General features: G+C 39.6%; 8 protein-coding genes. 7 read left to right on the plus strand and 1 reads right to left on the minus strand.

Annotation, left to right across the window (positions count from 1 at the left end; all coding sequences use genetic code 11):
- The first annotated feature begins 60 nt into the window (after positions 1-60).
- Positions 61-1,014 (plus strand): stage II sporulation protein M, encoded by a 954-nt coding sequence (locus V7L01_RS22125; protein ID WP_335038494.1) that lies wholly within the window; start codon positions 61-63, stop codon positions 1,012-1,014.
- Positions 1,015-1,095: 81 nt separating this feature from the next.
- Positions 1,096-1,875, plus strand: coding sequence for an MBL fold metallo-hydrolase (locus tag V7L01_RS22130; RefSeq protein ID WP_335038496.1), 780 nt, complete (start codon positions 1,096-1,098; stop codon positions 1,873-1,875).
- 50 nt (positions 1,876-1,925) lie between these two features.
- Here the strand turns inward: V7L01_RS22130 and V7L01_RS22135 are convergent, their stop codons facing one another.
- A complete protein-coding gene (locus tag V7L01_RS22135; protein WP_335038498.1) occupies positions 1,926-2,951 on the minus strand; it encodes a mechanosensitive ion channel family protein in 1,026 nt (341 codons plus the stop codon).
- A 108-nt stretch (positions 2,952-3,059) separates the two neighbouring features.
- Between V7L01_RS22135 and V7L01_RS22140 the strand changes: the two genes are divergently transcribed.
- From V7L01_RS22140 to V7L01_RS22160, 5 genes are all read left to right on the plus strand, one after another.
- Positions 3,060-3,977, plus strand: coding sequence for a histone deacetylase family protein (locus V7L01_RS22140; RefSeq protein ID WP_335038500.1), 918 nt, complete (start codon positions 3,060-3,062; stop codon positions 3,975-3,977).
- Between the two features lie 131 nt (positions 3,978-4,108).
- Positions 4,109-8,587, plus strand: coding sequence for a translation initiation factor IF-2 N-terminal domain-containing protein (locus V7L01_RS22145; protein ID WP_335038502.1), 4,479 nt, complete (start codon positions 4,109-4,111; stop codon positions 8,585-8,587).
- Entirely contained in the window at positions 8,565-10,397 is a 1,833-nt protein-coding gene (locus V7L01_RS22150) for a hypothetical protein (RefSeq protein WP_335038504.1), read from the plus strand. The genes V7L01_RS22145 and V7L01_RS22150 overlap by 23 nt, the downstream gene beginning before the upstream one ends.
- A gap of 286 nt (positions 10,398-10,683) precedes the next feature.
- Positions 10,684-11,823: a glutamate--cysteine ligase gene (gene gshA, locus V7L01_RS22155; protein ID WP_335038506.1), complete on the plus strand. Its 1,140-nt coding sequence runs from the start codon at positions 10,684-10,686 to the stop codon at positions 11,821-11,823.
- A gap of 328 nt (positions 11,824-12,151) precedes the next feature.
- Positions 12,152-12,613: a tRNA (cytidine(34)-2'-O)-methyltransferase gene (locus tag V7L01_RS22160; protein WP_335038508.1), complete on the plus strand. Its 462-nt coding sequence runs from the start codon at positions 12,152-12,154 to the stop codon at positions 12,611-12,613.
- Positions 12,614-12,767 lie beyond the last annotated feature (154 nt).

A 12,767-nucleotide genomic window follows, 5' to 3' on the forward strand; every position in this document is an offset into this window, starting at 1 on the left:
ATTACGGAGATGAATTTGAAGCTATCTTAAGCTAAGTTAAACTCAGTGTTCCCAAAATTCATGAATATTCAACGTTGGATTGCGCGACGAGAACCTAATTGGCAACGTCTGGATGCCCTATTAAGGCAGATAGAAAAAAAAGGGTTAAAGTCCTTAGGGGCAGCAGAAATTAGAGAGTTAGCGAGTTTGTATCGTTCAGTAGCGGCAGATTTAGCTCGTGCCCGCACTCAGCAAATCGGCAATACTTTGATACAAAGTTTACAATCTTTAACAACTCGTGCTTATACGCAGATTTATCAAGGTTCGCGGCGACAAGAATGGCAGGCAATCCGAGAATTTTACCGCTGGGGATTACCATCTGTAGTTCAGAAAACATTTGCATACATTGCTGCTGCGACGATGCTGTTTCTATTGGGGGCACTAGTAGCTTGGTGGTATTCCTGGCAAAACCCCAGTTTTTTGTCGTTGATAGTACCTGAAAGCTTGATTACTAAGGTACGAGATGAGCATAAATTGTGGATGGGGTCAATTGTCGGCGTTGAACCTCTGGCATCGAGCAGTATCACGATCAATAACCTGTCGGTGTCTTTTGGGGCTGTTGCTGGTGGCATCACGGCTGGAGCATACACAGCTTATTTGATGGTATTTAATGGCTTATTGATTGGTGCTGTTGGGACTTTGGTGGGTCAAAATAATCTGGCTTATCCTTTTTGGGCGTTTGTGTTTCCGCATGGTTCTTTGGAATTGCCTGCAATTTTTTTTGCTGGGGGTGCAGGATTTTTATTAGCAAGAGCAATTTTATTTCCTGGTAAATATCGCCGTGAGGATGCACTAAAATTCTACGGTTCTCAAGCGGTGCAGTTAGTTTTCGGGATTGTACCAATGTTATTTCTTGCTGGTGCGATCGAAGGCTTTTTTTCACCTAACCCCAGCGTACCTGATGCAATTAAATATCTAGCAGGAATAGGATTATTTATACTTTTGGTAATGTATTGTAGCCGCAAGCAAACATGATGACCGCAATTGAGAAGATTCTTACTATTGAGAAAGCTGATACGCTTGATAATGAGGATAGACGTTATCTTCACAAAATTTATGTTTTTAACTTGGTTAGACAGCAACTCTTGGCTGCTGGAAATTGGCGGAAAACGAATACTAATTGACCCTTGGCTGGTTGGTTCGTTAATTTTCAGCAATTTGGATTGGCTGTTTAAAGGTTCGCGATCGCAAAATCGCCCAATTCCAGATAATATCGATCTGATCCTGCTGTCTCAGGGTTTAGAAGACCATACTCACCCACCAACACTCAAGCTGCTCGATCGCAACATCAAGGTTGTAGCTTCTCCCAATGCTGCTAAAGTAGTACAGCAGTTAGGTTATACCCAGCTAACAGTATTGGCTCATGGAGAAACTTTCACTTTAACTAATCAAGTTGAAATCAAGGCTTTCCCCGGCTCTCCCATTGGCCCTACTCTGGTAGAAAATAGTTATCTCCTCAAAGAGTTGGAAAGTGGTTTAACTGTATACTATGAGCCTCACGGGTATCATTCTCCAGAACTTCAGCAAGCTACACCCATTGATGTAGTGATTACACCGTTTATTGACATGACGCTACCTTTACTTGGGCCGATTATTAAAGGACAAAATAGTGCTTTAGAAGTAGTAAAATCATTACAGCCTCAAGTAATAATACCTACGGCGGCTGGTGGGGATGTGGCGTTTGAAGGATTGCTGATGAAATTCATTCAAACTAAAGGAACTGCTGAGGAATTTCGTTCGTTAGTAGAGAAAAACAACCTTTCGACACGGGTGCTTGAGCCGAAACCAGGCGATCGCTTTGAACTACCATTAGAAAAACGAGCATTAACAATCTAAGTAAGAAAACAGATGCGGATTGCCATGTTATGAAAGCAACATGGCAACTACTAATTTTGTTCCATAGCTGAATTATCTTGCATATACACTTCTCTAATCGGAAAAGGAATTTGAATTCCTGCTTGTTGATAGCGCTTGTGCAATTTTTTGACAAATAGATGTTTACCCATACGCTGATCGAAGTATTCACTTACGCGCATATAAAGCGTAAAATCTATACTAAAATCATTAAAAGTATGAAATCTGATATATGGTTCGCTTTCTTTTAATTCCGGTGCAATTTCTTGCATAACTTCTTTAGCAACTTCTACAGTCACTTTTTCAACTTGTTCCAAATCGCTATTATAACTGACACCCACATCCATTGTTAAAGTAATTTCCTTTGCGGGTAAATGATAATTTGTGAAAATTGCAGAAGACAACTTAGAATTTGGAACAATGACTATATTATTTGAAATTTCTTTAATAGTCGTATTGCGCCAAGAAATATCTATGACATATCCCTCATGCCCAGCATCTAATTTGACATAATCTCCGGTTCTAACTTGCTTAGAAATAATTAAGTAAAAACCAGAAAATAAATTTGCAAGTGTGTCTTGAAGTGCCAAACCAACTGCTAAACCACCAATCCCTAAAGTTGTAATTATCGGTGTAATCTCAACACCTACTGTTTGCAATATGATTAATGTTCCCAAAATTAAAACAGTGACCTTAGCAAGGTTAGAAATTAGTGATGTGGGAACCCCTTCTGCTCTGCGAATATATAAATTAACAAAACCAGCAGTCAATTTAGCTAAGACTAGCGTTACAGAATACAGCAATGCCATCGTCAAAACTTTTTGCAGTACGATCGCAATATCTGGCTTGAGGGGTGCGCTCAAAACTGCCCAAAAAAAACCGCCAATCACAAACCAAATAAAAGTCATGCGGTGCAGAGAGTGAAATATAATATTACCCCCGGCAACTCGTTTATTATTAACGAATATTTCCAGTTTTTTGAAGATAACTTTTTCACCAATTATTCCAGCTAGGAAGCCAGCTAGAATAAATGCTATCGGCGGAATCCATTCCAGCATATAAATTTTAAATTTGGAATTTTAGATTTAGGAGAGCAGCATTTTTGCTGTGATTATGGCTAAATTTTACCTCGTTGTCGGATTAGCTGCTTGAGATTTTCTTTCCTTATGGACTTGCCAATTATTTACCACCCAGATTACATTGCTCCCCTACCTGAAGGACATCGCTTCCCGATGTCTAAGTTCCGACAACTCTACGAATTGCTGTTAGCTGATGGTGTAGCAAATCAAGAACAATTTCATACCCCCGAACGTCCGCCGCCAGAATTGATAGAGTTAGTCCATACTCCAAGCTACGTTCAAGCTTACTGTGAGGGAACCCTAGATGCAAAAGCCCAACGTCGCATTGGTTTGCCTTGGAGTCCAGCATTAGCAAATCGAACTTGTGTAGCTGTAGGTGGTACGATACTCACTGCTAAACTAGCACTAAGCCAGGGTTTAGCTTGTAATACGGCTGGTGGAACTCATCATGCCTTTCCTAGTTATGGATCTGGTTTTTGTATTTTCAACGATTTAGCGATCGCCTGTCGCGTTTTACAAAAACTTGGACTTGTGCAGAAAATCCTAATTGTAGATTTGGATGTGCATCAAGGAGACGGCACCGCTTTTATCTTCCAAGACGACGACAGCGTTTTTACTTTTTCCATGCACTGCGAAGTCAATTTCCCCGGTACTAAACAAAACAGCGATTTAGATGTTCCTTTGCCAGTGGGAATGGAGGATGATGCTTATTTACAAACTTTAGCGAATTATCTAGCAGATTTACTGTCTAAAGTCAAGCCAGATTTAGTATTTTATGATGCTGGTGTTGACCCTCATATAGGCGATCGCTTGGGCAAATTAGCTCTTACAGATGCTGGCATTTTTCGCCGCGAAATGCAGGTTTTAAGTACCTGTATGAGTAGCGGTTATCCCGTCGCTTGCGTCATTGGCGGGGGTTATGCCGATGATATGAAATCTCTTGTCTGGCGGCATTCCCTGCTGCATCGGGCTGCCAGTGAAGTTTACCAGCAGTATAAACTTTGATGCAACATTTCCTCAAAAGACTTCTGGCAAAAATATTGATTTATTATCTAGAACCACAAGTGAATTATTTGTGTTCATCTGTGATTTGATTTTCCTAAATAGAAAAACTTTGTCGGCAAAGGTAGTACTGGATGAACAACGGCAAACTCAGAATCTACGAACTAGCAAAAGAATTAAATTTGGATAGCAAGAAGCTATTATTAATTTGCGAAAAACTGAAAATTGTAGTCAAAAGCCATACCAGTGCAATCTCAGAATCCGATGCAGAACGTATTCGTTCAGTGGCAAATAAACTAATAGCAAAATCCTCGAAAACTAAAACAACCTCTGAAGATTGGGGCTATATGTTTATAGCTTCAGCAATTGATAGTTTTATCCGCCATCTTGAAGGTGAAGCTGCCCTGAAATCATATCCCGAATTTAGAGAGCGGCGCGATCGCGCCAATGAGTTAATCTATGAATGTGTCGGTAAAAAGCCTTCTCTATTCTATGTGCGTCGTAAAGGTGCAGGGAAAGAGGCAAGAGAAGAAATTTGGGATTTGACAATAGCAACAGACTCCGATGATTTTACATTACCCGCAAGACTTGAAAAGCTCAGAAAAACATTAGGATTTAGGGCGGCTGTACCAAAAGATGGACGCGGCGGTATAAAAATACTTTCAGCTCAATTGTTACAACCTTCACGGGGACACGCTGATAGCTATGCTATACCTTGCCGCTTGCGTCTCTTACCTAATCATCAGCATCATCTCGACATTCCACCCGCAACATTGAAACGCATTGCCGCCGCGCCAGTTTGTGGCGAAAATGTGCCCACAGAAGATCAGCTTAGAGCTTGGAAAGCGTTTTTGCAAATTGAGGAAAAAATCGCGAAAGCGCGTCAATTTTGCGTGCGTTATGTAAGTCATAACTATAACTTCAAAAGGCGGATCAGTTTTGAAATTGATGTAGCCTCAGCCACCCTTGACGGCTTTTATCAAAATACCCTCGATATAGACAATTTTTGGGAACGAGCAAGACGCACAAAAAACGAAGATTTGAAGCTTTTTGAAACTGCTCCCGTCGGAAAAAATTGGATTAGTGGTCGTCAATTAGGGACTGTTGAAGAAGTTGACCCCAACCGTTGTATTATCAGTCTCAGGCTAGAACGCGACTTAGCTGAATATATGGCAACCGAGCGTTATAAGTTGCCAGATACAGGATTTTTGTGTTTTGAGGCAGTTGGTGATATTCAGCAGATTCAGCGAAAGAAAAAAGCTTTAGATGATTTGAATAATGGTTATACTCAAAATCCCTATTTGGGTAACTTTTTATTCGATGCTTCTCAGGCTAGACAAATCAAAACAACTGTTGAACTACAACCACAAGATTTGTTATTATCTTCTGCTAATCCTGGCCAGAAAGCAGCAGTAGAAAAAGTACTTGCCGCAAAGGATCTTGTTCTCATCCAAGGGCCACCAGGTACTGGTAAAACTACCGTAATTGCCGAGATTTGCTATCAAATTGCTCTTCGTGGTGGGCGGACTCTAATTGCATCTCAAGCCAATTTAGCAGTAGATAATGCCCTAAGTCGATTAGTTCACAACCCAGTAATTCGGGCTGTAAGAAAGGGGAGAGCCGAGAAAGTTGGGGAAGAAGGACAGCCATTTTTAGAAGACCAAGTGATTGGCAGATGGTTAGAAAACACAGCGAATGACTGCGAAAATAATCTCACTCAACGGTTGGAAAATATCCAAATTTTCAGTAAATTACTAGGCTCATCACAAAGATTCACAGCCTACTTCCAAGCAGAGGAAGAATTTAATCAGCAACAAAACAAATTCTATAAAAACCAGGTAAAATTAGAGGCAAATTTTAAAACTCAAGAAAAGCTTTACAACGAAACCGTAGAAAAACAGAAGGAGGTTGAATTACTAAATACAAGACTGGGAAATATATTAAATACTGGCCCAAATATCAAATGGGAAGCACCAGAAATTACAGATTTTTTGCCGCTTCTTAAGCCTTATACAGAAGGTAATAGTTTAGTAGAAGAATTTTTAGCAAATGTTCGTCAAGCCATCAAATATACCGACGAACTTGGCTTAGTGCGCCCGCCACTTGGCGCTTTTGGTTTAGCAGCTTGGCTGCGTGAAACTGTAGCAAGAGAAATTTCTGGATTTAAAACTGCTTTGACTTATGCTCAAAATGCAAGTAAAGCTATATCAGAACTTGCAGCATCAGTACAGATTGTTCAACAAAATTTCGCCTCATTAAATCAGCTACAACCAGATTATCAGAAATATCTTGCTAAACTGCAAAACATACAGCAAACAATCCAGATATGGGAAAACCGCAAACGCGAAATAGATTATATTATCTCAGCAGTTAAAGAATGGAAATCTACAGCACCTTCTCTTCTCTATCAAACTTTAAAAGAATGTCATCAATCAGGTTTACCACTCACAGAGAATTTAGTAGACTTGCCACTAGGTTTGTTGATGTTTGCTAATACATTAAAATTATCAATAGTACCAAAAATATATAAAATTAACCTGCCAGAATGGGAGTTATTGACAAAAGCGATCGCTTATGAAATAGACGGAAATTTTACCGATCGGCAGGGTAAACAGCATAACTTTAGTTATTTTTTACAGCAAAATTTTAATCAGATTCCAATGGTGCTATCAAAGAGCGATCGCACTCAATGGGAGCAAACTTATCAGCAGTTTAACAATTATCAGCTACTCAACCCCAAACAGCGAAAATTATTAGTTGAAAATACCCAGGTTTTCTTAATTAGAATGCAACGGATTTATGGTGCATCGTGGGAATGGAATAATATCGACTCTACTCTCACCCGAATTACACAAGAATTGCTAGAGACTATTCTTGTAAATGCACGTCAATGCGTTTTAAAAGTCAAGACGGAAACTGAACAACAGCTTCAGCATCTGCAACGACTATTAAATGAACTTCAGAAAAATGAAATCAGTCAACAGCAAATATCCATTACTCAAACTGAAGCCGAAAAAGCACAGCAAGACGCTAATTTGCAATTTGGACGAGTTATTAATATCTTGCAAGAACTTAATCAACAAAATATTCCTGCTCAATTACGCATTCTAACTGAACAATATCTCGCAACACAATCAAAGATTTGGGAGCAGCCGCAAGAATTTTCAAATCAAGTTCATTCTTGGGGAACTTCCATTAGTCAACTTGAAACTTTAATTTCATCCTTAGAACCTTTTGCTATCTTGGAGACGATAAAAAATTCTCTTTATGAGCATTTATCAAAGGTACAAGAAGAAACTGAAAATTCTCTACAGCAGCTTCAAAAACTACAAATTAGCTTACGCGAATTAGAACAAAAATTACAACCGCAGCCGTCAGGAAGTTTAATAGAGCAAAGAAGCTGGTGGTTAACAGAATGGCAGGAAATACCGGATAAATTTAAGCTTGAAAATTCTAACGCTGATTTATTTAATCTAGAGTTTTTACGCAGGATAAATACTCAATTTGAGTCTTGGCAACAGCAACTCCAAAAAGACGAAATATATCTGAATAGATATCAGAGTTTTGTACAAGATTGGATAGGAAAATTAAGAAACCCAACTGAACGCGATCGCGACGATTTAAGACGCATATATTTAGATAATGCCAACGTCGTCGGTATCACCTGCGTTCAAGCTGCAAATAGAGGTTTTTCGGAAGAATTCAAATCTTTTGATGTCGTCATTATTGACGAGGTTAGTAAGTGTACTCCACCAGAATTACTAATCCCAGCATTGAAAGGCAAAAAGCTAGTGATGGTAGGCGATCATCGACAGTTACCACCAATGCTTGATACTAGCACTTTAGAAGAAGTTGCTCAAACAATTGGCAATACACGAGATGAGCTACAGTTTTTAGAAGAATCACTATTTAAAAGCCAGTTTGAATCTGCTGATGAAAGCATCAAACAAATGCTAACTACACAATATCGAATGCATCCATTTATTATGGGAGCAATCAATCAATTTTATGACGGTAAACTAGAATCTGGTATTTTGGAGCCAGACACAAAACGCGCACATCATCTAGCAGGCGAAATTATTCAAGAATCTCAGCATCTTATCTGGGTAAAAACGCCTATCGATAATCAGTTTTTAGAGCAGCGAAACGGAACTTCTTACTTTAATACTCCAGAAATCGATACCATTGAACGTCTGTGTCAGCAGTTCGAGGCTACCTGGGCTTCTAAGGTTGCTAATGGTGAACCAAAAAAAGAAATTGCCGTAATTACATTTTATGGCGCTCAACTGAGAAAAATTGATGAACGTCTGCAATCTGAAATTTTCCCTTCGCTAGAAATTCGCACTGGTACAGTAGACCGATTTCAAGGGATGGAAAGACCTGTTGTAATTGTAAGTATGGTTCGTAACAATAGTAAAGGAGATGTAGGATTTGCTAAGAAACCAGAACGAGTTAATGTTGCATTCTCTCGCGCTCAAGAACTTCTGATAATTGTGGGTTGTCATAATTTATTTACCCATCAATCAGGTAAAGTTGGAAGTATGTATTCTGAAGTTTCAAATATTGTAAGTCTACATGGAGGTTTCATTGATGTTTCTCGCCTCTTCGGCTAAACCTATTGATGACAATCTCAAAAATATGGTAGACGAAATTGAAGCGCAAAGTCCTAGTTTATCAGTTTTAGCAGCGCGTCAACTTCGTTATAGCTTACGTCAAACTCCTGTAGAACTAAATATCAAGGAACCCCGTCAGTTTAACGTACTCGAAGAATTTATTATTCGTGCTGCTATTGAATTTCAACCTCCGCCAACAGAGGATGAATTAGCCTCTGTACTTGGCCTTGATTCTGTATTTATTAAAACTACTACTACAACTCTTCGTTCGTTACAGACTCTATCACCAACATCGCCACTAACAGTTACTCCTGAAGGTCGCTCATTCTATGAAAAAGGGTCTGTACCACAGCCACCATATCCTATACAAATTAATGCTATTACAGACCCTTTAAGCGACAAGATAATCTTTCAATCTGAATCACTAAACGAGACAGTAATAAATTTGCCTGACTTGGCAGACTTTATAACTATTGATAATACAATTGCTGATATTGCTTCCTTACCGCTTGAGAAAATTAAAAAAAGTATTCAAGCTTCAGGTTTAGCACTTCATATCCCAGAAGAGGGAAAAATTGTTACTTCCTGTAAAGTAGTAGCTTCTACTCTAAAAATTTGGAAAAAGATATCTCTTTTCGTTATCTTTGATGCCCTTGAAGATAAATTGAGCATTCAAATAAGAAATGGAAAGCAAATTTTAGAGTCAGCATCCAATTGCTTAGAAGGACTACACACTGAAGGTAAAATATCTTTACAAGCATTATGTAAATTGTCAAATGAAACCGTAAATTTTGAACATGAAGCGTTTCTCAGGCAGAAAAATACTGAAATAGAAACTAGACTCGATAAAATTCGCAAAAAGGCGCTAGAAACCGCTAAAAAATCTGGTAAGAAAATAGATAATTCTACAGTAGGAGGGGAAGCCATACAGTTACGGGATGGACAGATTGCTCAAGCTTTTTCAGAAGTTTTAAATTCGGCTAAAAGTCAGATTCTAATCTATTCTCCTTGGATTAATCAGGCGGTTGTCAATGAAAAATTCCTAAATTTATTACAGAAATTAGCTAATCGCGGAGTTTGGATTTTAATTGGACATGGAATTGCGCGGCGGCAAGAAGATGAAGAGAAACCAATTCCACCAGAACTAGAGAAAAAACTTCGAGCGATAAAAACACCTGATGGTTTACCATCTGTACAGGTTTTTTGGTTGGGAGATTCCCATGTTAAAGAAGTAATAGTTGATAAACAAATCCATCTTTGCGGATCTCATAACTGGTTATCCTATCGCGGCGATTACCTACCACGAGGTGAGTCAGTTTATAAAGTTACAATACCACATCAAGTCCAGGAAGCTTATGAATTTCTCGCTAATCGCTTCCAAAATCACGCTCAAAATTTATGGCAAAATGCTCTAGAAAACCGCGATTCTCAACTTGCTGTAGAGTCTTTATGTGTGTGGGGTGCGCTAGGTATGGAAGATATTGCACTCAAAGAGATACAGAAAAATAATTGGTTTGAACTTCTGCCTGTTTGGTTGAATGTAGCACTACAGGGATTAAAGTCGAAAAATTTACCAGGTGATTCAGCAAGTTTTAAAACTGCACTTTCGTTACTGAGTCAGATTTCTATTGAAGAAGCTTTTATTGAATTATTGCAACAGGGATGGCGTAAAGTTATAGGTGCGATCGCTACTAATAATCCCAAAACTGCTTTCAACTTACTCAGTGATGAAGTCTGGGCGCAGTTTCTCCGTCTCAATATTGCCCAAAAGAATGATTCACCAGATCATTTTATTTCGCAATATACCTAAAATAGAAAAACATAGTAGGAAGTTTTTTCGATTAAATTAACTGTTTGAAATAATCAAGTTTATTAAAATAACATGATGCCAAACTCTACAGTGCGTAAATTCAACTAGTATATTTTTCATACTTCAGTAGTAATAATTTTCCGCAAGAGAGCCAGTAAATCTGTCGTCCTGATTTGGTATGAATTATTAACAAAATGATTCTTAACCTTTGATCGACTTAAAGGTAGATCCAGAGATTCGTCTTATTCGATACAATTTATAAGCAGAGAGAGCCGAGGAGAACAAGGTGGTTTTATTAAAAGGCTTTGAGATTGAGATTTACACTGGCACGCCTCAAGGTGAAATCGTTGGTCTCTCCGACAAAATTATTGCAGATTTGGATGGATTTATGCGGGAGCCAGATAGCCGCAACGTGGAATATATAACTCAACCATCCCCTATTTACGAAAATTTATTGTGTGCCTTGCTACGTCCCCGGCGGGAGTTGCGAAACTACCTCAATCGTTTGGGCGATTACACCCTAATACCGGGGAGTACTTTATCTTTGGGTGGAAGCGATCGCTTTCTACGTTCCGATCCAGCAAACCCCTATCATGACTACATTGAGAACACCTACGGGACAAAAGTAGTCACCGCCAGCGTACACATCAATGTAGGCATCAGCGACCCAGAAGTCTTAATGCGGGCGTGTCGAGTCATCCGTATGGAAGCACCTCTATTTCTCGCCCTCAGTGCCTCATCTCCCTTCCTGGATGGCAAAACTACTGGCTATCACTCCACCCGTTGGGGCGTCTTCCCGCAAACGCCTAGCCATGTGCCGTTATTTGCCAGCCACGCCGATCATATTCAGTGGGTGGAAGATCAACTCGTTGCCGGAACCATGCAAAACGTGCGGCATTTGTGGGCATCAGTGCGACCAAATGGCGATCGCCGTCCCTATGACCTAAATCGCCTAGAACTACGAATTTGCGATTTAGTCACAGATCCAATTGCCTTACTAGCTATTACTGCCTTATTAGAAGCGCGTTTGTTGCAAATAATCGAAAATCCCAGCATCGATCCTTTAAGCCAAAGTATCTTTTCTCCTGAAGAACTCGTTACCCTGACTGCTGAAAACGAAGCTGCTGCTGCTGCTGGTAGTCTTGATGCTCATTTGAGGCATTGGCAAGATGGTAGAAGCATCCTAGCCAGAGATTGGATTGCCCAAATGTACCAAGATGTTTGGACGATCGCTAAACAACAAGGCTTTAGCTGTTTCCTTTCTCCTTTGCACAAAATCCTCCGCGAAGGCAATGAAGCTCAACAGTGGTTGCAATTACACGCAGTCGGTTTTGACACTCACCGCGTCATCACCCAGGCTATTCTCGCCACCCAAGAGCGCGAAATCGAACTCGAAGACAAATTGTGTTCCTCCCTATTGGCTTAACTGAAAAGGCATGGGGCTTTGGTTATTCTCTTAGTCCCTAGTCCCTGCCCCATCTACTGTCTTCAGACAAATGGTAGATTTTTTTGAAGACACTACTAGCCCTAATAGACACAACCACTTACTATTTCCACATAAAACTTAATATTTACTGATTTTAACCAAATATCCTCTCAGGCATTGCTCTGGGAGGCTTTGGGCTTCGTTTTAAAAATCTAATCGATGGGCGATGCTTGATTATTATTAACAAAACCTATGAATCGCCTCTGCCTTTTGGTAGATTTAATATTGACATCAAATTTTTTTATACAATACGTAAATTATACGGTCAATGCCCCAGGTAGTTTTAGTTAACCCACAAATCCCTCCGAATACAGGTAATATTGCTCGTACTTGTGCAGCTACCGGTACAGAGTTGCATTTGGTGGGGCCTTTGGGATTTGAAATTAGCGATCGCTACCTCAAAAGAGCTGGCTTGGATTACTGGCCTTATGTCAAGCTACACTATCACGAATCGCTAGAAGCTTTTAAAACCTTACATCAGGAGCGTGGAGGCAGATGGTTAGGTTTTACTGTCGGTGGAAATTGTAATTATGTAAGCTTTCAGTTTCAACCTGATGATTGGCTGCTTTTTGGTAGTGAAACCACGGGCTTACCACCAGGAATTCTGTCAGATTGCGATGCTACTCTGTATATTCCCATGAGCCAACCGGGGGTTCGCAGCTTGAATCTCTCGGTGAGTGTGGCAATTAGCTTATTTGAAACCCGTCGTCAGTTAGGCTATTTACAATAGTTGTTTACATTCACAATCACAAGTAAATATACTTATAATATATTCAGAAATGTATTAGACGAGTTATTTTGTGGCTGCAAAAATTTTCTTGGTTACCGCAATAATATGTAAAACAATATACCGAAAATTGGGTTTATCTGTAAATTGTAGTGGA

This window comes from Nostoc sp., from assembly GCF_036917095.1.
Taxonomy (GTDB): Bacteria; Cyanobacteriota; Cyanobacteriia; order Cyanobacteriales; family Nostocaceae; genus Nostoc.